Source organism: Amycolatopsis sp. EV170708-02-1, assembly GCF_022479115.1.
Taxonomy (GTDB): Bacteria; Actinomycetota; Actinomycetes; order Mycobacteriales; family Pseudonocardiaceae; genus Amycolatopsis.
The window spans coordinates 7,074,917-7,099,420 of record NZ_CP092497.1 but is presented as its reverse complement, the minus strand read 5'-3'; the positions used below and the strand labels follow the sequence as shown (position 1 = coordinate 7,099,420).

Genomic DNA, 24,504 nt, shown 5'->3' with positions numbered 1-24,504 from the left:
GGGCGCCTTCTGCCAGGCGAAAACGACTTTCCGGACGAGCGTCGTTACTCCGGATGGCCTAGTACTGGTAACTGTGAATCATTGCCCGGCCACCTGCGCACCGGCTTGCATGGCCCTTAACAACGATCATCCTCCCGGGTGATCCGCACGGCGCGGCAGGAAGGGAACCAGTGAGCAAGTCCCGGAAGAACCTGAAGTCCCGAAAGACCCGTAGCGGCCTCGTGGCGGGAGTCGCCCTCGCCGGTGTGACCGCGGCGGTCGCCACGTTCGGCGCGGGTGCGGCCAACGCCGAGCAGCAGGGCGAGATCCGCGGCGCCGGTGCGGCCAACGCGGTCGGCGGCAGCTACATCGTCGTCCTCAAGCCCACCGCGGTCGGCCAGGGCGTCGCCGCGGCGAGCGAGATCACCGCGAACGTGGCCGCCAAGGCGCAGGGCCTCACCGGTCAGTACGGCACCACGCTGTCCCGCACCTTCGGCTCGGCGCTGAACGGCTTCTCGATCAAGGCCGACGAGGCCGCCGCGAAGCGTCTCGCCGCCGACCCGCAGGTCGCGTACGTCGTCCAGAACAAGACGTTCAAGATCAGCGAGACCCAGGACAACCCGCCGTCGTGGGGCCTGGACCGGGTCGACCAGGCGGACCTTCCGCTCGACAACAAGTACACCTACCCGACGAAGGCCGACAACGTCACCGCCTACGTCATCGACACCGGTGTCCGCGGCTCGCACAAGGACTTCGGTGACCGCGCGGCCGGCGGCAAGGACTTCGTCGACAACGACGACACCCCCAACGACGAGCACGGCCACGGCACGCACGTCGCCGGCACCATCGGCGGCACGGACCACGGCCTGGCCAAGGGCGTCAAGATCGTCGGCGTCCGCGTGCTGGACGCCAACGGCAGCGGCACCACCGAGGGTGTCGTCGCCGGTGTCGACTGGGTCGCGGCAAACGCCAAGGGCCCGTCGGTCGCCAACATGAGCCTGGGCGGCGGCGCGGACGACGCGCTGGACGCGGCGGTCAAGGGCGCCATCGACAAGGGCGTGACCTTCGCGCTCGCGGCGGGCAACGAGTCCTCCGACGCCGGCACCACTTCGCCCGCCCGGGTGAAGGAGGCCATCACGGTGGCCGCCAGCGACAAGACCGACAAGCAGGCCAGCTTCTCGAACTACGGTTCGGTGGTCGACCTGTACGCGCCGGGTGTCGACATCACCTCGTCGTGGGCGACCGGTGACGACGCCACCAACACCATCAGCGGTACCTCGATGGCCGCGCCGCACGTCGCCGGTGCCGCCGCGCTGTACCTCTCGGCGCACCCTGACGCCACCCCGGCCCAGGTCGCCGAAGGCCTGGTCGGTGCCGCCGCGGACGGCAAGATCAGCAACCCGACCGGTGGAACGGCGAACAAGCTGCTCCAGGTCAAGTAAGACCCTTGCGGACAAGCTGCCCCCGGCGAACTCCAGGCGCCGGGGGCAGCGCCGTGTCCAAGGGGATCCCAGACTTGTTACCAACGGGTAAGCTCCTGCCCATGGTCCTGCGGAAGAACATCCTGATCACCGGGGCGAGCTCCGGACTCGGCGAAGGAATGGCCAGGCAGTACGCCGCGAGAGGCCGCAACCTGGCGTTGGCCGCCCGCCGTGTCGACCGGCTCGAAGCCCTCGCCGCGGAGCTCAAGAAGGCGTACCCCGGCATCACCGTGGTCACCCGGAAGCTCGACGTGAACGACCACGACCAGGTCTTCGCCGTCTTCGAGGAGTTCCGCGAGGAGCTGGGCTCCCTCGATCGTGTGATCGTGAACGCGGGGCTCGGCAAAGGCCAGAAGATCGGCACCGGCCGCTTCGACGCCAACCGCGAGACCCTCCAGACGAACTTCCTCGCCGCGGCCGCCCAGATCGAGGCCGCCGTCGGCATCTTCCGCAAGCAGAAGGACGGCCACCTCGTGGTCGTGTCCTCGTTCCTCGCGCTTCGCGGTGTGCCCGGCAACGCCACCGCGTACGCCGCCTCGAAGGCGGGTATCTCGTCGTTCGCCGAGGGCACCCGGATCGAGCTGCTGAAGACCCCGATCAAGGTCACCACGCTGCACCCCGGGTTCATCGAATCGGAGATGAACGAAGACATCTCGAAGCTCCCGGGCGCGGTCAGGGCGGAGCCCGGCGCGCAGGCGCTGGTGAAGGCGATCGAATCCGAGACGGCGAAGGCGTTCGTGCCGACGTGGCCGTGGAGCGTGCTTTCGAAGCTCTTCCCGTTCGTCCCGGCGCCGTTGCTGAAGAAGTTCGGATGACGGTCGCCGCGGACAAGACCGTCGAGGTACGCGGTGAGGACTCGTTCGACCCCGCCGCGGTGCACGCCTGGCTGGCCGCACGGGTGCCCGGGCTCGGCGACGCGCCGCCCGGGGTCCGCCAGTTCCCCGGCGGCGCCTCGAATCTCACGTATCTGCTGACCTATCCGGATCGCGAGCTGATCCTGCGGCGCCCGCCGCTGGGGCACAAGGCCGCGTCCGCGCACGACATGCGCCGCGAGTTCCGGGTGCAGCAAGGGTTACGGCCGGTCTTCCCTTACGTACCCGAGGTTCTCGCCTTCTGCGACGACGAAGGCGTGCTCGGCGGCGACTTCTACGTGATGGAGCGGCTCGAAGGCCTGATCCTGCGCGGAGATCTGCCCGCCGGTTTCGACCTGTCGCCGGCGGGCGCGCGCGAACTGTGCGGCAAGGTCGTCGACCGGCTGGTCGAGCTGCACGCCGTCGACGTCGAGGCCGCCGGGCTGGCCGATCTCGGCAAGGGCGCCGGCTACGTCGAACGCCAGGTGCGCGGCTGGTCGGAGCGATTCCTCAAGGCGCGTACGGAGAACGTCCCGGACTGCGCCGAGGTGATGGCGTGGCTGAAGGACAATCAGCCGTCCGAGGTCAAGATCTGCCTGATCCACAACGACTACCGGCTCGACAACCTGGTGCTCGACGACGAGCTGCGGATCGTCGGAGTCCTCGACTGGGAGATGGCCACCCTCGGCGATCCGCTGATGGAACTGGGCAGCACCCTGGCGTACTGGGTGCAGGACGACGATGACGACGTCATGAAGCTCAGCCGCCGTCAGCCGACGCACCTGCCGGGGATGTACACGCGCGAGGAATTCGTGCGGCGGTACGCGGAGCGGTCCGGTCTCGAAATCGGGGACTGGACGTTCTACGAGGTGTACGGCCTGTTCCGGCTCGCGGTGGTGATCCAGCAGATCTACTACCGCTACCACGCGGGGCAGACGGCCAATCCGGCGCTGAAGGACCTCTGGCAGTTCGTCGGGTACCTCGACGGCCGCTGCCGCCGGATCATCGCGAAAGGGCACGCGTGATGGGCGCGATCTACCTGGTCCGGCACGGGCAGGCGTCGTTCGGCGCGGAGAACTACGACCAGCTCTCGCCGCGCGGCTTCGAACAGTCCACTGTGGTCGGTGAGGAACTGCTCCGGCGGGGCGTCGAGTTCACCCAGGCGCGGGCGGGTTCCCTTGCCCGCCAACGGGACACGGCCGCGACGGCGTTGAAGGTGCTCGGCTCCGGGATAGCCGTCGTCGAGGACGAGCGCTGGAACGAGTACGACCACGTCGACATCGCGAAGCATCACGCCGCCGGTGTCCAGCAGACCGATTCGCGGGCGTATCAGGCCGCGCTGGACGGTGCGCTCAACGCTTGGGTCACGGCGGGTGCTTCGGGTCCGTGCGCCGAGACCTGGCCGCAGTTCCTGGACCGGGTCAAGGGCGCGCTGGCCGATGTCGTGGCGTCGCTGGCCAAGGGCGAACACGCCGTCGTCTTCAGCTCCGGTGGCGTGATCGCGACGGTCTGCGGCGCGCTCATGGGCACGCCGGAGGCGGGGCTGCTGAAATTGAACCGGGTCACCGTGAACGCGGGCATCACCAAACTGGTGTCCGGCCGCGGCGGGGTGACCTTGTTGTCGTTCAACGAACATCCGCATTTCGAGGCGGAAGCCGCGGAACTACTCACTTATCGCTAGTGTCCCGCACCGGAATGCGGCACATGATTCGGCGGCCCAGCTTCCCGCTGGCGGCGTTGCCGGTCCGCCCGAGTACAACCCGGTACGAGGACGAACCGGCAACACCGCCAGCGGAAACCTGAATCCACCGACTCATGCACCGCATTCCGGTGCGCGACACTAGGAGACACGCGATGGCGTTCGGCGAGGTCACGGTCATCCCGGTCAACGGGCACGGTCCCGAGGACGTCGTGGTCGACGACCAGGGGCGGATCTACACCGGCGTCGACGACGGGCGGATCCTGCGCGTCACGCCGGACGGCAAGCGGATCGACGTCCTCGGCGACACCGGCGGCCGCCCCCTGGGACTGGAGTTCTACGGCGAAGACCTCCTGATCTGCGACGCCAAGGCCGGTCTGCTCACCATGCCGCTCGCGGGCGGCCCCGTGACCACCTTGGCGACTTCGGCGGTGGGCCTCGACTTCGTGTTCTGCAACAACGCCGCCGTCGCCTCCGACGGCACGGTGTACTTCACCGACTCGTCGCGCCGCTTCGGCATCGAGAAATGGCGGGACGACCTGATCGAGCAGACCGGCGGCGGACGGCTGCTGCGGCGGACGCCGGACGGGAAGATCGAGCAGCTCGCGGACGGTTTCCAGTTCGCCAACGGCGTCGCGCTCCCGCCCGACGAGTCCTTTGTGGCCGTCGCCGAGACCGGTGCCTGCCGGGTCGCGCGCGTGTGGCTCACGGGCGACAAGGCGGGCACGCGGGACTACCTCGTCGACGATCTGTGGGGCTATCCCGACAACATCTCGACCGGCAGCGACGGGCTGATCTGGATCACCGTGGCGAGCCCGAAGGTGCCCGCGCTTTCCTTGGTGCAGAAGCTCCCCGCGCCGCTGCGGGCCGGTGTCCGGGCGTTGCCGACCGCGCTGCAGCCCGCTCCCGCGCGGGAATGCGGGGTGCGCGCGGTGGCTCCGGACGGGAAGCAGGTCCACGAACTACGCGGGGCGATCGACGGGTTCCATGTGCTCGTCGGCGTTCGCGAGCGGGCCGGGAAGCTCTACTTCGGCTCCCTGGAGGACAACGCGATCGCCGTCACCTCAGTCTAGGCAGAATTCGTTGCCCTCCGGGTCGTTCATCACGATGAAGCCGAGGCTCAACGGCTGCTCGGGCTCGAAGCGCTGAACCCGCTTCGCCCCGAGGGCGACGAGACGGTCGCATTCGGCTTCGAGCGCCGCCATGCGCTCGTCGCCCTGCAGGCCGGGAGCGGCGCGGATGTCGAGGTGTACGCGGTTCTTCGCGATCTTGTCCTCCGGGACCTGCTGGAAGAAGATCCTGGGCCCTTCGCCGTCCGGGTCTTCGAGGGCCGAGCGGGTGTTGCGCTGATCCACGGGCACGCCGACCCGTTCGAGGAACTCGTCCCACGCGTCCAGCGGGTCGGTGCCCTCGGGCACCTCGACCCCAGGAGGGCCGGGGTGGACGTAGCCCAGGGCGTCACGCCAGAAGGTGGACAGGGCCTTCGGGTCGAGGGCGTCGAAGCTGACCTGGAATTCGCGGCTCTTGCGGTTCATGGGATCACTCTGACATGCCTAGCGGACAGGATCGGTCCGCTATCTCTGGCAGAGTGGGTGACATGGAGGACGAGCGCGGGACCACCGAGCGGGTGCTCACGCTGCTCGGGCTGTTGCAGCAGCGCGCGGTGTGGACCGGCCCGGAGCTCGGCGAACGGCTCGGCGTCACCCCTCGCACGATCCGGCGCGACGTCGAGCGCCTGCGCGCGCTCGGGTATCCGGTGCAGGCCAGCAACGGCGTCGGCGGCGGCTACCAGCTGGGGCCAGGCCACGACATGCCGCCGTTGCTGCTGGACGACGAGGAGGCGATCGCCACCGCGGTGTCGCTGCTCGCCGGCGCGGGCAACGGGGAAGCCGCGCTGCGGGCGCTGACGAAACTCGACCGGGTGCTGCCGACCAGGCTGCGGCACGAGGTGAGCGCGCTGTCCGGCTCGGTGGTCGCCTTCGACGGAAGCCGCGCGCCGATCGACCCCGACGTGCTCATGACCCTCGCCCGTGCGTGCCGCGACGAGGTCGAGGTGGGCTTCGAGTATCCGTCTTCGGGTTCCGCGCCGCGGCGGGTCGAGCCGTACCGCTTGGTGGCCTCGGGACGGCGCTGGTACCTGCTCGCCTACGACCTCGACCGCGACGACTGGCGCACCTTCCGCGTCGACAAGATGACCGAGGTTTCCGCGCGTTCGTGGCGTTTCCGCCCGCGCCCGGCGCCCGACGCGGCGGCGTATGTGCAGGAGAACATCGCCAGCCGGGTCTACCGGCACCAGGCGCGTTTCCTCGTGCACGCGCCCGCTCCGGTGGTGCGTTCGCAGATCCCGGCGTCGGCGGCGGTAGTGCGGGATCTCGGGCGTTCGCGGTGCGAGGTGTTGAGCGGGGCGGGGGACCTCGATTTCCTGCTGATGCACGTGGTGGTGCTGGGTCATGCTTTCAAGGTGATCGAGCCGGCGGAATTGGGGGAGCGGTGCCGGGTGCTGGCCGAGCGGTTGCTCGGTGCGGCCGGTCACGTCTCGTGAGTGGTAAGGACGGTTCTAACCGTCCTTACCACTCACGAGACGTGAGGCTCACCGGCCGGTCCACTGAGGCGAACGCCCGGCCGTCCAGGCCGCATAGAACTCCCCATGGTCCTTCGCCGTCATCAGCAGGGCCTGCGTGATCGCCTCCAGCTCGATGGAACTCCCCAAATCCATGTCGAGTTCACGCGTCAGCAGCACCTTCGTCGTGCTGTACGCCAAAGCCGGCCCGTCGGCCAAACGCCGCGCCAAAGCAGAGGCGGCAGAAGCCAGGTCGGAGTCGGGGACGACCTGAGAAGCCAGCCCGATGGCCTCGGCCCGGGCGGCGTCGATCTTGTCGCCCAGCATCAGCAGTTCCGTCGCGCGGCCGAGTCCGACCAGCCGCGGCAGCAGGTACGCCGAGCCCATGTCCGCGCCTGCCAGGCCGACCTTCGTGAACAGGAAGGCGAACTTCGCCGACGACGCCAAAAGCCGGAAGTCACTCGCCAGCGCGATCACCGAGCCCGCGCCCGCGGCGACACCGTTCACCGCGGCGATCACCGGGATGGGGCATTCCCGCAGCGCCTTCACCACCGCGCCGGTCATGCGCGTGAACTCCAGCAGTTCCGCGGACTCCATTTTCTGCAGTTCGCCGATGATCTCTTCGACGTCGCCGCCGGAGCAGAAACCGCGTCCCTCGCCGGTGATGATCAGCACCCTGACGTCGCCGCGGTGCGGCAGCTCGGCAAGCAGATCGCGCAGGTCGGCGTAGCTGTCGAAGGTGAGCGCGTTCAGTTTGTCGGGGCGGTTCAAGGTGACCGTGGCGACGCCGTCGTCCACGGTGAAGTCGAAGTGCTCCCAGTCCGTCGTGATCGGCGGCGTGGCGCGGAACGGGCTCATGACTGGATCCCACCTCCATCGAGGACGAGTGTCTGTCCGTTGATCGCGGCGGCTTCGGGCGCCGCGAAGAAGGTCACCGCGTGGGCGACCTCGTCGGGTTCGAGCAGGCGGCCGAGCGGCGACGCGGCGGCGAGGGCGGCTTCCGCGTCGGCTTCGCCGCGGCCGGTCCGTTCCTGGATGCGGGCCACCGACGCGGCCGTCATGTCCGTGCGGACGAAGGCCGGGCAGACGGCGTTCGCGGTGACGCCGGTGCCCGCCAGTTCCGCGGCGGTCGCCCGCATCAGGCCGACGGCGGCGTGCTTCGACGCGGTGTACCCGGCCGTGTAGCGGTAGCCGATATGCGACGCCGTCGAGGCGACGGTGACGATCCGCCCGGTGTCGCGCGAACGCATGCCGGGCAGGACCGCCCGGGTGCAGAGGAAAGCGCCGGTCGCGTTGACCTCGATCTGCGTGCGCCACTGCTCCAGCGAGGTCTTCGCCAGCGGGGCGCTCGCCGAGATCCCGGCGTTGTTCACCAGCACGTCCACCGGCCCGAGGCCGTCGAAGTACCGGGCGACGGCGTCTTCGTCGGTGACGTCGCAGTCGGCCCGGCCGGGGGCGTGCACCTTGTCGCCGGCGGCCTGGAAGCGGGCGGCGATGGCCGCGCCGATCCCGCGGGTCCCGCCGGTGACGACGACGATCCTGCTCACTCTGCCTCCACCCGGCGCAACGCGCGCCGATCGAGTTTTCCGTTGGCGGTGCGGGGGAGTTCGGTCACGAACACCACCTCGCGCGGGTATTTGTGCTTCGCCAGCTGGGCCCGCGCGTGATCCTTGAGTTCCTCGGGCGTGACGGAAGCGCCCTCGGCCAGGACGACGCACGCCCGCGGGACGACCAGGCCGTCGACGGTCACGCCCAGCACTGCGCAGTCGACGACGGCGGGATGACCGATGAGACAGTCTTCGATCTCGCTCGGCGCGACGAAGACACCGGACACCTTCAGCAGGTCGTCGGCGCGGCCGTGGTGGTGGAAGTACCCGTCGGCGTCGCGGCTGAACAGATCGCCGGTGCGCAGGGTGTCGCCGTGGAACGTCCGCGCGGTCTTCTCCGTGTCGCCGTGGTACTCGCGGGCGATGGTCGGCCCGGTCACCTCCAGGGTGCCGATCTCCCCGTCCGGCAAGGGATCGCCGCTTTCGTCCAGCACGCGAGCGATGTAGCCGGGGACCTCGCGGCCGAGGCTGCCGACCCGCTGCGCTCCGGGCACATTGGACAGATAGATGTGGTACGCCTCCGACGAGCCGATCCCGTCGATCACCGGAACCCCGAACAGGTTGTCCCACTTGCGATGCAGCTCCGACGGCAACGCCTCGCCCGCCGACGTCGCGAGCCGAAGCGAACTCATGTCCACAGTAGACGCGGCTGGATGGGCGATCATCGCGCTCATCATGGTCGGCACGTTGACCAGGATCGTCGGCCGGTAGCGCTCGATCAGCGAGAACAGGAGGTCGGCGGTGCTGCGCTGGGGGAACACGATCCCGGAGGCCCCCACGCCGAACGGGAACAGCGCGGTCAGATCCCGTGCGTAGCCGAAGAACAGCTTCGGCACGGCGAGCACGCGGTCGTCCTCGCGGAGTCCCAGCACGCCGAGCGCGTACCGGTCGAAGCTTTCCAGCGCACTGCGCGCCGGGTGCACGCACGCCTTGGGCGCACCGGTGCTGCCGGTGGTGAACTTCCAGATCGCGACGTCGTCCAGCGTGGTCGGCGCGGCCTCCAGCTCGGCCGATGCCGAGGCGATCAGCGTGGAGAACGAATGCTCGCCGGGGAGCAACTCCACATCGCCGACGACCAGCAGGTTCCGCGCGCCGGCTTCGCGCAGCGCCGGCAACGTCGAGGCGTCCGCGATGACGACCGCGGCCTCGGTGTAGCCGAGGTAGTACGCGTAATCCTTGGGCTGCAGGAAGGAATAGACCTCGGCGGTGACCGCGCCGATCTTCTGCGCCGCGTACCACACGGCCACGAACTCGACGCCGTCGTTCAGCGCCAGCAGGACCCGCTGTCCACTTCGGACACCGAGCTCGCGCAGCACGTTCCCGGCCCGGTTCACCAGCGCCGCGAGCTCCGCGTACGTGACTTCCTCGTCGCCGCACAGCAACGCCGTCCGCTCGCCGGGGAGGCGGTCCACGAAATGGGTCGCCAGATTGAAGGTCATACGAGCTCCCGGATCGCTTCGATCAGGATGTCGGTGAGTACCGAGAAGGTCTTCTCGCCTTCCTCGGCGGTCGCCTGGGCGGGGGTTCCGCAGTAGGCCTCGGTCATCCCGGCCGAGGCGAAGTCCGTGACCCCGCCGCGCGCCAGGTCGACGTGGACCGCGGGCAGCGCGCGCTGGACGGCGGCGTCGACGAGATCCGGCCGGTCGGCGAGCACCAGCGACGTCTCGTACTGCCCGGCATGGCATTCGCCCGAGCGGAACTCGTCGGTGAGGCGCGCGGCGTACCGGCGGCGGACGAGGTCGACGAAACCGACGCCCGCCGTCTCCGCAACCCGCCGCAGCACGGCGAGATGCGCCGGTTCGAAATGGTTGTTGACCAGCAGGATCCTGGTGAGCCCCTGCTCGGTGAGCGCGCCGCAGATCTCGGTCAGCAGCGCGTACAGGGTCTCCTCGCCGATCGAGACGCCGCCCGCGAACCCGGCGGCGAACCGCGTCACCCCGTACGGCACCTCGGGCAGGATCAGCACGCGCAGGCCGGGATCGCCTGCCAGCCGCGCGGCGGCCCGCTCGCACATCCCCGGGAGATCAGGGGATCGGTGCCCAGCGGCGCGTGCGGTCCGTGCGGCTCGACGGCGCCCACCGGGAGCAGCAGCACGGGAACGCGCGCGTCGGACGCGAGCGCGGCCACCTGACGCGAGCTCAACTCCGCGAAGTACGTCACTCGAATCAAGCTACACCGCAGCGGCCTGAGGTGTATAGAGTTGCGCGCATGCCCGAATCGGCCACGCCCCACGGCGACCCAGGTCCCCAGGAGCTGGTGATGACCCTGCTCGGCACCTACGTGTCGCCGCGCGAGACCCGCCGTGTCTGGTCCGGCGGCCTGGTCGGCGTGCTCGCCGGGCTCGGCTTCTCCGACGGCGCCGCGCGGATCGCGCTGGCCAGGCTCGCCCGCCGCGACCTGCTCGCGAGGCACAAGGCGGGCAGGCTCGTCCACTACTCGCTGACCCGCCGCACGATCGCGCTGCTGGAGGACGGCGACCGCCGGATCTTCTCCCTCGGCAGGCGTGAACGCGAGGTGGGGGAGTGGACCGTGCTGTGGCAGAGCATCCCGGAGAGCCGCCGCCAGGCCAGGGAGCGGTTGGTGCGGCGGCTGCGCTTCCTCGGGTTCGGCCCGGTCCAGGACGGCACCTGGATCGCCCCGCACGACCGCGAGGCCGAGGTGCTCGCCCTGCTGGCCGACCTGGACGTCGCCGAACACGCCGGGCTGATGCTCGGAAAACCCTCGGCCGGCCTCGACGTCCGGCGCTTCGCCGCGCGGGCCTGGAACCTCGACGGTCTCGCCGCGCGTTACGACGCGTTCGTCCGGGATTTCGGGGGCTATTCAGCCGACCTGCCCGACGCCGAGGCGTTCCGGGTCCGAACCTGGCTGACGCACACGTTCCGCGCCTTCCCGTCCCTCGATCCGGAGCTCCCGGTCGGGCTGGTGCCCGCTCCGCCGAGCCGGGCGGCCGCGGTCGAGTTGTTCCACGATCTCTATCAGGCGCTGGCCACGGCGGCGCAACGCCATTTCGACGAGGTGACAGAAAAATGACTGGCGACCGGGAGGGGCTCTTGATCTTTTCGGGGTCGCGCCGTTTTCGGCCGGCAGGCCTCGTGATCGCGATGGCAGGGCGCCGTCGCGGGCAACGTGCGCTGATCGGGAAGGGTGCGCCCTGGCAGCGCGATCACGGTCGGCGCGATATCGATGGAGTGACAGAAAAATGAACGACACTCAGGCCGCATTGAGTTACACATCCTACCTTTCACTGGACGAATTGCTGGACGCACAGCATCCGCGGTCCGACGAGCACGACGAATTGCTCTTCATCGTGATCCACCAAGTGTATGAACTTTGGTTCAAACAAGTTCTTCACGAGGCGCTTTACCTGCAGGAGCAACTCGAGGCGGGTAACACCGCTCACGCCATCCGCACTTTGCGGCGAATCCTGACTATCTTCAAGGTGGTGGTCGCGCAGATCGATGTGCTCGAGACGATGACTCCGAGCCAGTTCACCAGTTTCCGTGCGCGACTCGACGCGTCGAGCGGGTTCCAGTCTGCTCAGTTCCGTGTCCTGGAGGCCGTCCTCGGCCGCCGGGACGAGCGGGTGTTCGCGCATTACCCCGAAGGCGGTGAACAACGTGCCCAAATCGCGGACGCGATGTCACGGCCGTCGCTCTTCGACTCCTTCGTCACCTACCTCGCGGTGAAGGAGTACGACGTCCCGACCGGGCGCGATGTCACCAAGCCACTCGAACCCTCTCCGGCGCTCCAAGAGGTTCTGTTGCGGGTCTACCGCGACGACACCGGGCCGTCCGTCGTGGCGGAGCACCTGGTCGATCTGGACGAAGGGATGCAGGAGTGGCGGTATCGGCACGTGAAGATGGTCGAGCGCACCATCGGAGACAAGACCGGGACGGGGGGTTCGTCGGGCGCGCACTATCTGCGTACGACGCTTTTCTCCCCGATGTTCCCGGATCTCTGGGCCGTGCGGAGCAGGCTTTGACGAACCTCGACGAACTCCGCCGCGATCCCAACGCGCTCGCGGAGCACTACAAGGCGTTCGGTGTGGCGGACCGGATCCTGCTGACCGGCCACTCGCATCAGGCCTGGCCGGACGTCGCGCGGGAAGGCCTTCTCGAAGCCTTCGCCGATGCGGCCGAAGAGGTCGACACGAAGTGGGACCGTGCCTTCGCGAAGGCCGACGAGATGCGGGCCGGGTTCCGGGCCCTGCTCGGCGACCCGCACGGCGCCATCGCGCTCGGCGCCAGCACCCACGATCTGGTGATCCGGTTCCTTTCGGCGATGGACCTGCCTCGCCGTCCGCGCCTGGTCACCACCGACGGCGAGTTCCACACCCTGCGCCGTCAGCTGGGCAGGCTGGCGGAGGAAGGCGTCGAGGTGGTCCGCGTCCCCGCGGCGCCGGTCGCCACGCTGGCCGAACGCGTCGCGGCCGAGGTCACCGAAGACACCGGCGCCGTGCTCGTCTCGGCCGTGCTGTTCGAGACCTCCCGGCTCGTGCCGGGCCTCGCGCACCTCGCCGACGTCTGCCTTTCGAAGTCGGTGAACCTCGTCGTCGACGCCTACCACGCGCTCGGCGTCGTCCCGTTCTCGCTGCACGACCTCGGGCTCACCAACGCCTGGGTGCTCGGCGGCGGGTACAAGTACCTCCAGCTCGGCGAGGGCAACTGCTTCCTGCGGATGCCCGCGCACGCGCAGGAACTGCGGCCGGTCGTCACCGGCTGGTACGCCGAGTTCGGCGCGCTCGCGGACGAGCGCCGTCCCGGCCAGACCGCCTACGCCGCCGGATCGGACAGGTTCGCCGGAGCGACCTACGACCCGACGAGCCACTACCGGGGCGCTCGCGTCTTCCGGTTCTTCGCCGAGCACGGGCTCACGCCCGAGTTCCTGCGGGAGGTGTCGCGGCACCAGGTGGGTTTCCTCGCCGAGGGCTTCGACCAGCTCGGGCTGCCCGAGGACGTCGTCACCCGTGACCGGGAGACGCCGCTGGACCGTGTCGGCGGTTTCCTGTCGCTGAAGTGCGCCGACGCCGGCGCGCTGCAGGCCGCCCTCGCCGAACGCGGCGTCCGGACCGACAGCCGCGGCGCGTACCTGAGGTTCGGGCCGGCGCCGTATCTGTCCGACCGTCAGCTCGATTCCGCGCTCCGCGTCCTTCGAGAGGTCGTCACCGGCTGAGACTGCTCGCCCCCGGCTTGGCGAACGGACCGGGGCGATCTAGGTTTGCGATGTGGCACCGTCGCCGCCGGACGACCTTCGTCGGGGACTGTGCCTTGTTGCAGGAACTTCGCACGTGAGCCACAAGCAGCGTGCACTCCAGGACAAGGAGTCACCACAGTGACCGAAGTGTTCGGCCAAGGTACCGGCCATGAACAGGTCGTCTTCTGTCAAGACCAGGCCACCGGCCTGAAGGCCATCATCGGGATCTACTCGACGGCGCTCGGGCCGTCACTGGGCGGGACCCGGTTCTACCCCTACGAATCCGAAGACGCCGCCCTCGCGGACGTCCTCGCGCTGTCGAAGGGGATGGCGTACAAGAACGCGCTCGCCGGGCTCGACCTCGGCGGCGGCAAGGCCGTCATCATCGGCGACCCCCGGAAGCACAAGACCGAAGCGCTGCTTCGCGCCTTCGGCCGGTTCGTCCAGACGCTGGGCGGCCGCTACATCACCGCCTGCGACGTGGGCACCTACGTGCAGGACATGGACATCGTCGCCCGCGAATCGGAGTTCGTCACGGGCCGCTCGCCGGAGAACGGCGGCGCCGGCGACTCCTCGGTGCTCACCGCTTTCGGCACCTACCAGGGCATGCGCGCCTCCGCGGACGCCGTCTGGGGAGTCCCGGAACTCGCGGGCCGCAAGGTCGGCGTCGCCGGGGTCGGCAAGGTCGGGCACATCCTGGTCGGACATCTGATCGAGGCGGGCGCGCAGGTGGTCATCACCGACGTCTCGCCCGCGGCGATCGAGCGCACCCGCGCGGCATACCCCGGCGTCGAGGTCGTCGACGACATCGACGCGCTGATCCGCACCGAACTCGACGTCTTCGCGCCGTGCGCGCTGGGCGGGGTGCTCACCGACGCGACCGTCGGCGAGCTCCGGTCCAAGATCGTCTGCGGCGCGGCCAACAACCAGCTCGCGCACCCGGGCGTCGGCAAGCAGCTCGACGACCGCGGCATCCTCTTCGCGCCGGACTACCTGGTCAACGCCGGTGGCGTGATCCAGGTCGACGACGAGCGGCACGGCTTCGACTTCGCGCGCGCCAAGCGCAAGACGACGGCCATCTTCGACACCACGAAGGCGGTGTTCGCGCTGGCGAAGGCCGACGGGGTCCCGCCGGCGACGGCGGCGGACCGGCTGGCCGAGCGGCGGATGGCCGAGGTCGGCGGGCTGCGGTCGATCCTGACGGTGTAACCGGGGCGCCCCTCGGCACGGCGGGCCCCCACATGACGCGAAAGCCACTTTCGGGACACCAGATGTCTCGAAAGTGGCTTTCGCGTCATGTTCGTCCAGAGGGACGGACAAGCGGGCAGTGCCGGGGACTCAGCCGCTCTTGCGACGGAAGGTGCGCTTGTTCGCGGCCGGACCGTGCGCGTGCAGGTTCTTCCCGCCGCCGTTCTCGTGCGACGAGCCGGAGCGGGCCTGAGCCTGCTTGCGCTCCAGGGCCTCGCGGAACTTGCGCTTCGTGTCGTCCTCTTCGCCATCCGCCGGGGACGGTGCGGGTTCAGTCATTCTTACCTCCGAGGTGACGACGTGTGACCACGCCAGCCTGTCAGGAACCGACCGGCTTGGCGAGTCGATTTACGTCACCTGGGCGGGGCGGGCAGCTGGACCGTGCCGCCGAACCGGACCCGGTCCCGCAGCAGCGGGCGCCAGCAGTGATCGCACAGCAGGATCGGCTTCAGCCGGTGGCCGCAGTCCACGTGCTCCAGCGTGATGTCCGGCTCCTGTCCGGGGACTTCGAAGCCCCGCGACCATTCGGCGATGAAGGCCAGCGCGGGGAAGAACGCGAGCCCTTTCGCCGTCAGCCGGTAGTCGTGCGCGTCGGTGCGGGTCTTCGCGATCCCGGTCCGCAGCACGCCGGCGTCCACGAGTCTCGTCAGCCGCCCCGAAAGCACGCTCGGCCCGATGCCCAGTTCGCGTTCGAACTCCGAGAAATGCCGTGCCCCGAGCAGGGCGCTCACCACGACCCCGGTCGACCACCGGTCGCCGAGGAGTTCCATGGTGTCCGGGAAGAACATCAGCGGATCGCCCGCCAGCGACTCGGCGTCCTTGCGGCGGAAGCGTTTCGAGGCCGTCGCTTCGACGACGCCGGTGTCGTCGAGCCGCCGCGCGCGGACGTCGCGGGCGTCGACCCGGCGTTCACAGGAGGCGCAGCCGAGCGGCGCCGAGGTGGCCAGTTCGCAGTCGAGATGGATCAGCGTCGGCAGTACGGCACGCCGTCCCTCGACCCATTCCCGTTCCCACGCCCAGATCGAGATCAGCAGCGGCCACAGATCGAGGCCTCGTCCGGTGAGCCGGTACTCGTGCCGGGTGCGGCGCGCGTCCCGGTACGGCGTGCGGACGAGCACGCCCGCGTCGACCATGTCGCGCAGCCGCCCGGACAACGCGGTGGGGGAGATGCCGAGCCGCAGCCGGAGCTCCTCGTAACGGCGGAAGCGCAGGAAAAGGCTCTGCAGGATCAGCAAGGTCCACTGATCGCCGAGCAGTTCGAGCGCCCGGCGCAGCGGATCGCCCGCCGGCCGGACGCGGTGCGCCGTCGCCTCTGTCACGTGGTTCCTTCCGCGGGTGGTGTCGCTGTCAGCGTACTACTGACTACAGCAGTAGAAGCCTATTGACACCTGACTACAGCAATCGTAGTGTCTCAGCCATCGGTCAACACGAACCAGCCGGGGAGTACCGATGACGAGCACCTCCGAGCAACCGGTCCTGGTGGCGGCCGCCACCGGCGAACCCGAGGTCAACCCGTACCTGATGGGCGTGTACGCCCCGGTCGGCGAAGAGATCGACGCGAGCGATCTCGAAGTCGTCGGCAAGATCCCCGCAGACCTCAACGGCGTGTACCTGCGCAACGGGCCGAACCCCCGGTTCGAGCCGGAGGGCCGCTACCACTGGTTCGACGGCGACGGCATGATCCACGCCGTCCACCTGGAGAACGGCAAGGCCCGTTACCGCAACCGCTGGATCCGCACCAAGGCCTTCGAGGCCGAATCCGAAGCGGGCAAGGCGCTGTGGAAGGGCGTCATGGAGTCGCCCAAGGGCAACCCGTCCGGCAACACGCACGGCCTGAACATCAAGGACAGCGCCAATACCGACCTGATCTTCCATCGCGGCAAGGTGCTCTCCACCTGGTACCTGTGCGGCACGCCGTACGCGGTCGACCCGCTTTCGCTGGAGACGCTGGGCGCCGAAGACTTCCTCGGCACACTGGTCGGCGACATGATGGCCCATCCGAAGGTCGACGAGCGCACCGGCGAGATGTTCTGGTTCGACTACGGGCCGCGGCCGCCGTACCTGCGCTACGGCGTGATCAGCGCGGACGGCAGGGTCGCGAGCACGACCGACATCGAACTCCCCGGCCCGCGCCTGCCGCACGACATGGCGATCACCGAGAACCACGCCGTCTTGATGGACTTACCGCTGGTCCAAGACAGGGAGGCGGCCCGGAACGGCCGTCACAGGTTGTCGTTCGACCGGTCGCTGCCGAGCCGTTTCGGGGTGCTGCCTCGCTACGGTAACGGTAGCCAGATCCGCTGGTTCGAAGCCAGCCCGTGCTACATCTACCACGTCGTCAATTCCTGGGAGCAGGGCGAGGAAATCGTCCTCGACGTCTGCCGCGTCCAGCGCCCGCAACCGCGGGCAGACGCGCGCACCCCGCTCGCCAAGATGCTGTCGTATCTGCGGCTGGACGCCTCACTGCACCGGTACCGGTTCAACCTCCGGACCGGCCAGTGCCTGGAGAACCAGCTCGACGACGACAACACCGAATTTCCGTCCGTCGATTCGAGGGTGGTCGGCGGCCGGAATCGCTTCTCCTACGCGGTGCACATCTCGCCGGAGTCGACGCTCAAGTTCGACGGCCTGGTGTGCTACGACAATCGTGCCGGCGTCAAGACCGAACACCGTTTCGGTCCGGGCCGGTGGGGCAGTGAGGCGCCGTTCGCACCCCGCGACGGCGCGGCCGCCGGTTCCGCCGACGGCTATCTGGTGACCTTCGTCCAGGACGAGCGTGAGGGGCGCTCGGAGCTGGACGTCTTCGACGCCGCCGATCTCGCTGCCGGACCCGTGGCCAGGGTCCTGTTGCCCCAGCGTGTCCCGCTCGGTTTTCACGCGACCTGGGTCCGGGCGGACCAGCTGGAACCTTCCCGTGATCGATGATCCCCGTCGCATTCGCCCACCGGAGGGGTGTGGGCAGGTGTGTCCGGGCCGGAAAGCCGTGTCCGAGTCGCCCCTTCCAGGGGGTGGGGCGACTCGGACCCGGCGTCGCGGACGAACCGCCGTGCGAGCGCGCCGAACGCGGTCGCGGCGGTGAACACGAGGGCGGCGACGCCCGTTTCGGTGGTGAACTGGAGCGCGCCCAGTGTCCCGGCGGTGAATCCCGAATGGACACCCCAGGCGATCAGCGCCGTCCCGGCGGTCGCGGTCAAGCTCGTCACGACGCCGGTGACGAGTACTACGAAACCCAAGGCCAGTAAGGAAAAGACGTGATGTCGCGCCGAGCCGAGCAGGCCGGCCACCGACGCGGCGGCGACGACGGCGACACAACCGAACGGGAAGCCGAAGCACTCGGGTTTCCTCATCCGCCCAGTCAACTCCGCGTCACGGGCCGTGCCGCGCGCGTGAACGCGTTCCCTACGCCTCCACCGGGAACCTTGACGGAATCCTGACCCGCTCAGGCTTTTCGGGCGTGCGCGATGATCGCGTCGGCGATCGCGGGCCACAACTGCCGCGGCAGTTCGTGCCCCATTCCGGGGAACAGCAGCAGTTCCGCGTCCGGGATCGCTTCCGCGGTCGCTTTCCCGCCGCTGACGTTGATCAGCGGATCGCTTTCGCCGTGGATGACGAGCGTGGGGACGTGGACGTCGCGCAGCTTCGCCGTGCGGTCACCCGAAGCGACGACGGCGGCGGCCTGCCGCAGCGCGCCCTCGGGGTGATTCGCGCGGTCGTAATTGCGAGTGGCCTTCATACGCAGGAACTCTTCGTCGGACGGGTGACCGGGCGAACCCACGAGCCTGAACCACGCGATCCCGTCTTCGATCGCCTGCTCCCGGGTGGCGGCGGGCGGCCGCGTCAGTCCGGCGAGCGCGGCGGGCTCCGGATGCCCGACCGAGGGATCCCCGGTGGTCGACATGATCGACGTGAGGCTGAGCAGCCGCTCGGGCGAGTCGATCGCGAGCTGCTGCACGATCATCCCGCCCATCGACGCGCCGACGACGTGTGCGCGCTCGAATCCGAGCGCGTCGAACAGCCCGGTGATGTCGGCGGCGAGATCGGACAGCAGATACGGTGCGGAGGCGAGGTCGCCCGCGGCGAGCGCGGCCAGATCGGGCGCGGGCAGATCGTCCAGATAGGACGAGAGACCGATGTCGCGGTTGTCGAAGCGGACGACGTGGAACCCGCCCTCGGCGAGCAGTTCGCAGAAGCCGGCCTCCCACGTCACCATCTGGGCGCCGAGTCCCATCACCAGGACCAGTGGCGGATCCGCGGGGGAGCCGAAGGTGTCGTACTCGAGTTCGAGACCGTTCACACGCGCGCGGGGCATGGCCTGATCCTGCCGGAAGCCCCCGCCGTCCGACCAGCCGAATGCGGATACGGTAGCCCGCATGCCGACTTTCTCCGAAGACGCGGGTTCCCGGCCGAGGTCCCGCGCGGCTTCCGGACGGCCGGCCGTCACCAGGGACCGGATCGTCGACGCCGCGCTGGAGCTGTCGGCCGAGTCGGGCCTGGAGAACTGGACGCTGCGGCAGCTCGCGGCCGCTGTCGACGCCTATCCCGCGGTGGTCTACCACCACGTCGGCGACCGGGACACGGTCGTCGTCGCGGTGCTGGACCGGGTGGTCGGCGAACTGACGCTGCCCGACGAGACCTTGTCGTGGCGGGACTGGTTCGACGAATTCCTGCCGACCGTGCGGACCGTGCTGCGCCGCTATCCCGGTTCGGCGCGACGCCTGGCCCTGTTCGGTCCGTCGGTCGCCGCCGCCGTGCCGACCATGAACACCGGGATCGGCCGCCTGCTCGCGGCGGGTTTCGGCGGCGAGGCGCCGTTCGCCTACAACCTGCTGCTCGCCACCGCCTGCCAGTTCGTCGCGATGGAGGACGACCGCGAGAGCGCGATGGCGCTCCAGCTCGACCGATGCGAGGGCTACGCGGCGTACCGCACGCGCGAGGACCTGCCCGGGATGGCGGCGCTGGGCGAGTCGATCTCCGAGCTGGTCGCGGACCCCGACCTCGCGGCCGGTTACTACGAGCGGCTTTACCATTACGCCGTGCAGCGCTGCCTGGACGGACTCGAACTCCGGCTCACCCAGCTGAACGCAATCGGACGTTTGACAGAGCCGTGACAGCGAATCGGCGTAGTGTGGAGGAATACCGGTGCTCGTCACCGGTCCCGAAGCCCCTGGCACCAACCTCCCCCTCGAGGTGCCGGGGGCTTCTCCCCGTTCAGCCTCGCTGAATCTCGGGGAAGACGTCGCCGACCAGGGTGACCAGCGATTTGCTGAGCAAGGTGTGCACCTGCGCGCGATCGAGCGAACCGCGCACGAGCCATTCGCGGCCCGCCGCCTTGACCATCCCGCCGAACGCGCGGACCAGCGCGTTCAGCTCCGGCCCGTGCTCGCTTTCGCGGGAGAGGCCGACGGCTTCGAGCACCCGGTCCGCCGATTCGCGATCGGCTTCTTCCAGGATCCGCTCGACCTCGAGGTCGCGGCCGATACCCTCCGGCGCGATCGCGGCCAGCCACATCTTCTCCTGGCTGGTGACCATGTCGAGGAACCAGTCGATGGCGACGTCGGCACGCAGTTCGAGCGGCCCCTCCGGCAGGATTTCGACGGCGAGCCGCGGCACGGTCAGCGCCCGCCGGATGATCTCCAGATAGAGCTCGCGTTTGGTGCCGAAGTAATGGTTGATCAGCCCCCTGGCGACCCCGGCCTCCGCCGCGATGTCCGAAGTGGACACTTCCGAGTACGGGCGGTCGGCGAAAAGGCGGGCCGCGCAGGCGAAGATCTGCTCCTTGCGTTCGTCCGGTTCCAGTCTCCGCCATCTCGGCGCCGGCTCGGTGGTCATGCGGTCAATCTTCCCACGATCGATTCAGCCCGGCCGGACGATGGCCGAATCACTGTGACACGCAAAAGCAAAGTGTCAGTTAATCCGGCGTGTACCGTCTGTTGGCCCGCTGGTCTTTACCGTCTTCAGTCAGGTGGCATGCCGTGCGCGCTGTCGGGGCGCGTTTGTCTCCTACCGGCCCGGCCTGGCGAGTAACCCCCCTAGCTCGCCAGGCCCGGGCCTTCTTCTTTCGGCGAGGGGCGTTCGGCGGGCAGGAGCAGCGTGAACGTCGTCGGCGCCGGGCTGGTCAGCCGCAGCCGTCCGCCTTCCGCCTCGGCCAGGCTCCGCGCCAGCCGCAGCCCGATCCCGTTGCCTTCGTGGTCCTCGGACCGCTCCCCGGTCACGAACGGATCGTGCCCGTCCGCGATGGCGCCCTCGTCGCTCACGTCGATGGCCAGCGCGTCCCCGGCGTCGCGCGCCAGCACGGACACCGTGCCGCGTCCGTGGGTCGCCGCGTTGTCCAGCAGCACGGCGAGCACCTGCCGTACGGCCGCGTCCGCCGCCCGAGCCGGCAGCGCGTCACGGCCGCTGATCCGCAGCGCGCGGCCGCGTCCGGCGAGCAGGCCGTGCCAGGTCTGGCGGATCTCCTCGAAGAGTTTGCCCAGGTCGAGCCGGGCGCGCGGCGCCCTCGTCTGCTTGGCAAGGGTCAGCAGATCGTCGATGGTGCGTTCGAGCCGGTCGGCCGAGGCGATGCCGTCGCGGATCGTCGCGTAGGGGTCGCGGTCAGGGCTTTCCAGCGCCGCCTCCAGTTGCAGGCGCAGCCCGGTCAAGGGCGTCCGCAGCTGGTGGGAGGCGTCGGCGGAGAAGGTCCGCTCGCGGTCCAGCGTCTCGCCGATCCGCTCGGACGTCACGTCGAGGGCTTCGGCGACCTGATCGATCTCGCGGACCCCGGTCCGGGCGGCGCGGACGGTGAAGTCGCCCTCGCCGAGCCGCTCGGCGGTGGCGGCCAGATCCTCCAGCGGCCGCGCCAGCCGGGTGGCGATCCGGCGCCCGATCAACCAGCTCGCGCCGATCGCGATCCCGCCGAGCGCGATCATCTTCAGCCAGGTCAGGCGGATCTTGGCATCCAGTTCCGCCCGGGGATGGGCGGCGCGGACCACCCCGACCAGCGACGGTCCGCTGAGCACCGGAACGGCCAGGACGACCTCGTCCTCGCGGGTTCCGGTCGCCATGTCGGTGTAGTGCGCTTCGCGGACGAACCGGTCTTCGCTGGCCGGGCCGTTGCCCGCCAGGAGTCTGCCGGTCGGGGTGTAGACCGCGACCCTGATCCCGCGGATCCGGCCTTCCTCCGCCTTGACCGGTCTCACCTCCGGGATCCGGCCGTTGGCCAGGTCGCCGGCCACGCCGAGGACGACGGTGTCGGCGACCCGTTCGAGGTCGTGGGTCGAGTTGCCCTCGTGGAACCGGGCGACCGCGACGGCCAGCGGCGCCCCGAACAGGGTGATCGCCAGCACCGCGGCCAGCACGGTGAGGGTGACGATCCGGCGGCGCACGCTCAGAGTGTGGCCGAAGAGCGCGAGGATCACCCGCCCGACGCGATATTTTGCCGTCCGTTGACCTGAGATCAAGGCGATGTTGACCCCCTTCGCTCTACCTTGGGGCCATGCGCCGACGTGCCGCCGTCATGGCAGGCCCGGGGCCCGGATCCGTCCCCCTCGTCCGGTTCGCCGTCCCGGGCGAGTGTGTGGCCGTGCTGCCCGCCGGAGGTGGCGAGGCCTCCATCGGCGTTCCCGGGGTCGGCGTGCTGCTCCGGCGCGGGAACCTCTTCGATCACCTCACCGTCGGGCGGAACGTCGTCTTGGCGGGCAGGCTCGCCGGTCGCCGTGCCCTCCGCACGGCCGACGACCTGCTCGAACTGGTCGGCTTGGCCGGGCGGGGAGGCGACTACCCGGACACGCTGTCGGCGCTGGAGAGCGCGCGGGCCGGCGTCGCCGTCGCACTGGCCGGGGCGCCCGAGGTGGTACTGGCCGACGAACCGACCGGTGAACTCGACGGGCTCGCCGCGCTCGAACTCATGGATCTGCTGTGCGCCGTCGCGGCCCGCGGGACGGCCGTCGTCGTGGCGACCCGCGACCCCGAGATCGCGGCGGCCGCGCAGCGGATCGTGAGAGTGGCGTGACGGCGCCACTCGTCCGCGCCGACGAGCTGGCGCACACCTACGGTTCCGGGCTGACCGCCGTGGTCGCCGTGCACGGCGTCACCTGCGTGATCGCCGCGGAGACCCGCGCGGTGGTGACCGGCAGGGCGGGCGCCGGGAAGACCACGCTGCTGCATCTGCTCGCCGGGATGAAGAAGCCGACCGCGGGCACCGTCGACTGGCCCGCCTTCGAGCCGTCGCCGCCGGGGCCCGACCTGATCGGCCTGGTGCTGCAGGACGGCGGGCTGCTGCGCGACCTCGACGTCCGGCTCAACGTCGCGCTGCCGCTCGTGCTCGCCGGGCGGACCGGCACGGCGGTCCGTGACGCCGTCGACGGCGCTCTGGAGCTCGTCGGCCTCGACGGCTTCGCCAAGAAGGCGCCCCGCGACCTGACCGGCGAGCAGATCCGGCTCGCCGTCCTGGCCAGGGCGCTCGCGCCCGCGCCGAAACTGATCCTCGCCGACGACCCGGCGGGCTGGCTCGACCGGCGCGAGGGCGAGCGGCTCCTCGGCAGGCTGGTACGCGCCGCGGACCAGCTGGCCGCCGGGCTGCTGGTGGCCACGGCCGAGCCTGCCCCCGCCGGACTCTTCGGCGAACATTGGGCCATGGTCGACGGGAAGCTGGTGCTGGACCCGTGATCGCGGCGATGACCTTGTGGGTCGGCGGGATCGCGCGGGTGCGCCCCGCCAGGCTCGGCGTGCCCGCGGCCGGGGTCGCGATCGTCACCACGCTGCTCGCGGTGCACGACTGGACCTGGGCCCCGGCACCGCGCTGGATCCCCGCGATGGTGCTCGTGGTGCTGCTGGCCACCCCCTCGGCGAGGGTGCTGCGGGCGGATCAGGACCTGCTGCGTGCCCGCGGCGCCACCGGCGGGCAGGTGTTCGGCCTGGCCGCCGCCGAGGCCGCGGCGGCCGGGCTGGCCGGCGGCGTGGCCGGGGTGACCCTGTCCCTGGTCTGTGGTTACTCGACCGGCACGGGTTTGGCGATCGTCCGGGAAATCGTTCTCTTGCTGCTCGCGGGGCTGCTCGTCGCGGCACTCGCCATCCTGCCCCCGGTGCTGCGTGAGTGGTATTTCGTCCCGGCCGACGGCGGGCCGCCCTGGTGGTCGCCCTACGGCCTCGACGTCATCCTGCTCGCGCTCGCCTTCGTCTGGCCGCTGTTCGGCTGGGCGGGCGGCACGATGCTGCTGTGGCGGCTGGTGGAGCTGGGGCTGCGGAAGGGGAAGCGGGCGATCGGCGGGATACTCCGGCCGCTCGTTTCGGGGCTGGCGGGCGTGATCGCGCTGTCCATTTCGTGGCGGAGCGCGCTACTGGCGCGGTCGGTGGTGCTGGTCGCGCTGGCGGTGGCGTTCGCCATGGCGACCGCCCTCACCAGGGACGGCTGCGGCGAGGCCGAGGTGGACCTGATCGCCTCGCTGATCCTCGCGGCCGCCGCGGCCGGGCCGTCGTTCGGGGCGGCGCTCAACGAACGTCGCCGCGATCTGCTGATCGTGAGCACGCTCGGCGGGAAACGGCGGCAGGTGGCGGCGTTCATCGCGGGCGACGCGCTGGTGGTCGGCGGCGGCGGCCTGATCGCCGGGCATCTGCTGGGCGTGCTGTTCGTCTTCGTCTCGAAGGTGGAAAGGGTGCCTTCGCCGCACGGCTACTTCGGGCTGCTGGCGGTGGTGGTGATCGTGTCGTGCGTGGCGGCGTCGGCGCGGATCGCGCAGCTCGCCGCCCGCGACGAGGTGTCCGACCTGCGCGACTACTAGCGACGGTGATCCGCGTGATCAGATGGACGACACGCGTGTCCAGCAGGACGACACGCGTGACTGGACGGACGGGGAACCGGCCGCTCGCGTGTCGTCCCTTCAGTCACGCGTGTCGTCCGTCTGATCACGAG

The 24,504-nt window shown here is 69.9% G+C and carries 25 protein-coding genes and 1 pseudogene; 15 read left to right on the top strand and 11 right to left on the bottom strand.

What is annotated here, in order from left to right; genetic code table 11:
• The first annotated feature begins 170 nt into the window (after positions 1-170).
• From MJQ72_RS32305 to MJQ72_RS32285, 5 genes are all read left to right on the top strand, one after another.
• Positions 171-1,421, top strand: a complete 1,251-nt coding sequence (locus MJQ72_RS32305; RefSeq protein WP_240594774.1) for a S8 family peptidase — start codon at positions 171-173, stop codon at positions 1,419-1,421.
• 101 nt (positions 1,422-1,522) lie between these two features.
• On the top strand, positions 1,523-2,275 hold the full coding sequence (locus tag MJQ72_RS32300; RefSeq protein ID WP_240594773.1) for an SDR family oxidoreductase: 753 nt from the start codon (positions 1,523-1,525) through the stop codon (positions 2,273-2,275).
• Positions 2,272-3,336 (top strand): phosphotransferase family protein, encoded by a 1,065-nt coding sequence (locus tag MJQ72_RS32295; protein ID WP_240594772.1) that lies wholly within the window; start codon positions 2,272-2,274, stop codon positions 3,334-3,336. The genes MJQ72_RS32300 and MJQ72_RS32295 overlap by 4 nt, the downstream gene beginning before the upstream one ends.
• Positions 3,336-3,992, top strand: a complete 657-nt coding sequence (locus tag MJQ72_RS32290) for a histidine phosphatase family protein (RefSeq protein ID WP_240594771.1) — start codon at positions 3,336-3,338, stop codon at positions 3,990-3,992. The genes MJQ72_RS32295 and MJQ72_RS32290 overlap by 1 nt, the downstream gene beginning before the upstream one ends.
• A 173-nt stretch (positions 3,993-4,165) precedes the next feature.
• Positions 4,166-5,083 carry an SMP-30/gluconolactonase/LRE family protein gene (locus tag MJQ72_RS32285; protein WP_240594770.1) on the top strand — a complete coding sequence of 306 codons (918 nt, stop codon included), beginning with the start codon at positions 4,166-4,168 and terminating at the stop codon, positions 5,081-5,083.
• Here MJQ72_RS32285 and MJQ72_RS32280 read toward each other — a convergent pair.
• Positions 5,075-5,545 carry a VOC family protein gene (locus MJQ72_RS32280; RefSeq protein WP_240594769.1) on the bottom strand — a complete coding sequence of 157 codons (471 nt, stop codon included), beginning with the start codon at positions 5,543-5,545 and terminating at the stop codon, positions 5,075-5,077. The two genes, MJQ72_RS32285 and MJQ72_RS32280, sit on opposite strands and share 9 nt — an antisense overlap.
• A 62-nt stretch (positions 5,546-5,607) precedes the next feature.
• On the opposite strand from MJQ72_RS32280, the gene MJQ72_RS32275 reads away from it, so the two are divergent.
• Entirely contained in the window at positions 5,608-6,552 is a 945-nt protein-coding gene (locus tag MJQ72_RS32275) for a YafY family protein (RefSeq protein WP_240594768.1), read from the top strand.
• A gap of 48 nt (positions 6,553-6,600) precedes the next feature.
• On the opposite strand, the gene MJQ72_RS32270 is transcribed toward MJQ72_RS32275, so the two are convergent.
• The 4 genes and pseudogenes from MJQ72_RS32270 to MJQ72_RS32255 form a co-directional block, all read right to left on the bottom strand.
• Positions 6,601-7,428: an enoyl-CoA hydratase family protein gene (locus MJQ72_RS32270; RefSeq protein ID WP_240594767.1), complete on the bottom strand. Its 828-nt coding sequence runs from the start codon at positions 7,426-7,428 to the stop codon at positions 6,601-6,603.
• On the bottom strand, positions 7,425-8,117 hold the full coding sequence (locus tag MJQ72_RS32265) for an SDR family NAD(P)-dependent oxidoreductase (protein ID WP_240594766.1): 693 nt from the start codon (positions 8,115-8,117) through the stop codon (positions 7,425-7,427). The genes MJQ72_RS32270 and MJQ72_RS32265 overlap by 4 nt, the downstream gene beginning before the upstream one ends.
• Positions 8,114-9,616, bottom strand: coding sequence for a benzoate-CoA ligase family protein (locus MJQ72_RS32260; RefSeq protein ID WP_240594765.1), 1,503 nt, complete (start codon positions 9,614-9,616; stop codon positions 8,114-8,116). Before MJQ72_RS32260 ends, MJQ72_RS32265 begins: the two co-directional genes overlap by 4 nt.
• Positions 9,613-10,337: pseudogene (locus tag MJQ72_RS32255) on the bottom strand (creatininase family protein). Before MJQ72_RS32255 ends, MJQ72_RS32260 begins: the two are co-directional and overlap by 4 nt.
• Positions 10,338-10,385: 48 nt before the next feature.
• On the opposite strand from MJQ72_RS32255, the gene MJQ72_RS32250 reads away from it, so the two are divergent.
• The 4 genes from MJQ72_RS32250 (at position 10,386) to MJQ72_RS32235 (ending at position 14,579) form a co-directional block, all read left to right on the top strand.
• On the top strand, positions 10,386-11,207 hold the full coding sequence (locus tag MJQ72_RS32250; RefSeq protein ID WP_240594764.1) for a PaaX family transcriptional regulator C-terminal domain-containing protein: 822 nt from the start codon (positions 10,386-10,388) through the stop codon (positions 11,205-11,207).
• Between the two features lie 169 nt (positions 11,208-11,376).
• The gene (locus MJQ72_RS32245; protein ID WP_240594763.1) at positions 11,377-12,159 is read left to right on the top strand and encodes a tryptophan 2,3-dioxygenase; all 783 of its coding nucleotides are present in this window, start codon (positions 11,377-11,379) and stop codon (positions 12,157-12,159) included.
• On the top strand, positions 12,156-13,349 hold the full coding sequence (locus MJQ72_RS32240; RefSeq protein ID WP_240594762.1) for a kynureninase: 1,194 nt from the start codon (positions 12,156-12,158) through the stop codon (positions 13,347-13,349). The genes MJQ72_RS32245 and MJQ72_RS32240 overlap by 4 nt, the downstream gene beginning before the upstream one ends.
• Positions 13,350-13,508: 159 nt before the next feature.
• Positions 13,509-14,579, top strand: coding sequence for a Glu/Leu/Phe/Val dehydrogenase (locus MJQ72_RS32235; protein ID WP_240594761.1), 1,071 nt, complete (start codon positions 13,509-13,511; stop codon positions 14,577-14,579).
• A gap of 129 nt (positions 14,580-14,708) precedes the next feature.
• Here MJQ72_RS32235 and MJQ72_RS32230 read toward each other — a convergent pair whose 3' ends face one another.
• Together MJQ72_RS32230 and MJQ72_RS32225 are read right to left on the bottom strand one after the other, a co-directional pair.
• Positions 14,709-14,897, bottom strand: coding sequence for a DUF5302 domain-containing protein (locus MJQ72_RS32230; RefSeq protein ID WP_016332157.1), 189 nt, complete (start codon positions 14,895-14,897; stop codon positions 14,709-14,711).
• A gap of 74 nt (positions 14,898-14,971) precedes the next feature.
• Positions 14,972-15,937, bottom strand: coding sequence for a helix-turn-helix domain-containing protein (locus tag MJQ72_RS32225; protein ID WP_240594760.1), 966 nt, complete (start codon positions 15,935-15,937; stop codon positions 14,972-14,974).
• 130 nt (positions 15,938-16,067) lie between these two features.
• Here MJQ72_RS32225 and MJQ72_RS32220 point away from each other — a divergent pair, with 130 nt between their 5' ends.
• Entirely contained in the window at positions 16,068-17,543 is a 1,476-nt protein-coding gene (locus tag MJQ72_RS32220; protein WP_240594759.1) for a carotenoid oxygenase family protein, read from the top strand.
• Here the strand turns inward: MJQ72_RS32220 and MJQ72_RS32215 are convergent.
• Positions 17,492-17,965 carry a hypothetical protein gene (locus MJQ72_RS32215; protein ID WP_240594758.1) on the bottom strand — a complete coding sequence of 158 codons (474 nt, stop codon included), beginning with the start codon at positions 17,963-17,965 and terminating at the stop codon, positions 17,492-17,494. The genes MJQ72_RS32220 and MJQ72_RS32215 overlap by 52 nt on opposite strands.
• 92 nt (positions 17,966-18,057) lie before the next feature.
• Positions 18,058-18,927, bottom strand: coding sequence for an alpha/beta fold hydrolase (locus tag MJQ72_RS32210; RefSeq protein ID WP_240594757.1), 870 nt, complete (start codon positions 18,925-18,927; stop codon positions 18,058-18,060).
• Positions 18,928-18,988: 61 nt separating this feature from the next.
• Here MJQ72_RS32210 and MJQ72_RS32205 point away from each other — a divergent pair, with 61 nt between their 5' ends.
• The gene (locus tag MJQ72_RS32205; RefSeq protein WP_038517628.1) at positions 18,989-19,726 is read left to right on the top strand and encodes a TetR/AcrR family transcriptional regulator; all 738 of its coding nucleotides are present in this window, start codon (positions 18,989-18,991) and stop codon (positions 19,724-19,726) included.
• A gap of 100 nt (positions 19,727-19,826) precedes the next feature.
• Here MJQ72_RS32205 and MJQ72_RS32200 read toward each other — a convergent pair whose 3' ends face one another.
• Both MJQ72_RS32200 and MJQ72_RS32195 read right to left on the bottom strand, forming a co-directional pair.
• A complete protein-coding gene (locus tag MJQ72_RS32200; protein WP_240594756.1) occupies positions 19,827-20,447 on the bottom strand; it encodes a TetR/AcrR family transcriptional regulator in 621 nt (206 codons plus the stop codon).
• A 200-nt stretch (positions 20,448-20,647) separates the two neighbouring features.
• The gene (locus MJQ72_RS32195) at positions 20,648-22,012 is read right to left on the bottom strand and encodes a HAMP domain-containing sensor histidine kinase (protein WP_240594755.1); all 1,365 of its coding nucleotides are present in this window, start codon (positions 22,010-22,012) and stop codon (positions 20,648-20,650) included.
• A 77-nt stretch (positions 22,013-22,089) separates the two neighbouring features.
• On the opposite strand from MJQ72_RS32195, the gene MJQ72_RS32190 reads away from it, so the two are divergent.
• Genes MJQ72_RS32190 through MJQ72_RS32180 form a run of 3 tightly spaced genes read left to right on the top strand, consistent with a single transcriptional unit; the run spans position 22,090 to position 24,373 of the window.
• Positions 22,090-22,605, top strand: a complete 516-nt coding sequence (locus MJQ72_RS32190; protein ID WP_240594754.1) for a lipoprotein ABC transporter ATP-binding protein — start codon at positions 22,090-22,092, stop codon at positions 22,603-22,605.
• The gene (locus tag MJQ72_RS32185; protein WP_240594753.1) at positions 22,602-23,261 is read left to right on the top strand and encodes an ATP-binding cassette domain-containing protein; all 660 of its coding nucleotides are present in this window, start codon (positions 22,602-22,604) and stop codon (positions 23,259-23,261) included. The genes MJQ72_RS32190 and MJQ72_RS32185 overlap by 4 nt, the downstream gene beginning before the upstream one ends.
• Positions 23,258-24,373: an ABC transporter permease gene (locus tag MJQ72_RS32180; RefSeq protein WP_240594752.1), complete on the top strand. Its 1,116-nt coding sequence runs from the start codon at positions 23,258-23,260 to the stop codon at positions 24,371-24,373. The genes MJQ72_RS32185 and MJQ72_RS32180 overlap by 4 nt, the downstream gene beginning before the upstream one ends.
• Positions 24,374-24,504: the final 131 nt, after the last annotated feature.

Coding starts and splice junctions, on each gene's coding strand:
- MJQ72_RS32205 (WP_038517628.1), top strand. CDS start 18,989: ATGCCGACTTTCTCCGAAGACGCGGGTTCCCGGCCGAGGTCCCGCGCG.
- MJQ72_RS32220 (WP_240594759.1), top strand. CDS start 16,068: ATGACGAGCACCTCCGAGCAACCGGTCCTGGTGGCGGCCGCCACCGGC.
- MJQ72_RS32285 (WP_240594770.1), top strand. CDS start 4,166: ATGGCGTTCGGCGAGGTCACGGTCATCCCGGTCAACGGGCACGGTCCC.
- MJQ72_RS32300 (WP_240594773.1), top strand. CDS start 1,523: ATGGTCCTGCGGAAGAACATCCTGATCACCGGGGCGAGCTCCGGACTC.
- MJQ72_RS32270 (WP_240594767.1), bottom strand. CDS start 7,428: ATGAGCCCGTTCCGCGCCACGCCGCCGATCACGACGGACTGGGAGCAC.
- MJQ72_RS32245 (WP_240594763.1), top strand. CDS start 11,377: ATGAACGACACTCAGGCCGCATTGAGTTACACATCCTACCTTTCACTG.
- MJQ72_RS32260 (WP_240594765.1), bottom strand. CDS start 9,616: ATGACCTTCAATCTGGCGACCCATTTCGTGGACCGCCTCCCCGGCGAG.
- MJQ72_RS32295 (WP_240594772.1), top strand. CDS start 2,272: ATGACGGTCGCCGCGGACAAGACCGTCGAGGTACGCGGTGAGGACTCG.
- MJQ72_RS32210 (WP_240594757.1), bottom strand. CDS start 18,927: ATGCCCCGCGCGCGTGTGAACGGTCTCGAACTCGAGTACGACACCTTC.
- MJQ72_RS32215 (WP_240594758.1), bottom strand. CDS start 17,965: ATGAGGAAACCCGAGTGCTTCGGCTTCCCGTTCGGTTGTGTCGCCGTC.
- MJQ72_RS32280 (WP_240594769.1), bottom strand. CDS start 5,545: ATGAACCGCAAGAGCCGCGAATTCCAGGTCAGCTTCGACGCCCTCGAC.
- MJQ72_RS32250 (WP_240594764.1), top strand. CDS start 10,386: ATGCCCGAATCGGCCACGCCCCACGGCGACCCAGGTCCCCAGGAGCTG.
- MJQ72_RS32290 (WP_240594771.1), top strand. CDS start 3,336: ATGGGCGCGATCTACCTGGTCCGGCACGGGCAGGCGTCGTTCGGCGCG.
- MJQ72_RS32230 (WP_016332157.1), bottom strand. CDS start 14,897: ATGACTGAACCCGCACCGTCCCCGGCGGATGGCGAAGAGGACGACACG.
- MJQ72_RS32200 (WP_240594756.1), bottom strand. CDS start 20,447: ATGACCACCGAGCCGGCGCCGAGATGGCGGAGACTGGAACCGGACGAA.
- MJQ72_RS32275 (WP_240594768.1), top strand. CDS start 5,608: ATGGAGGACGAGCGCGGGACCACCGAGCGGGTGCTCACGCTGCTCGGG.
- MJQ72_RS32190 (WP_240594754.1), top strand. CDS start 22,090: ATGCGCCGACGTGCCGCCGTCATGGCAGGCCCGGGGCCCGGATCCGTC.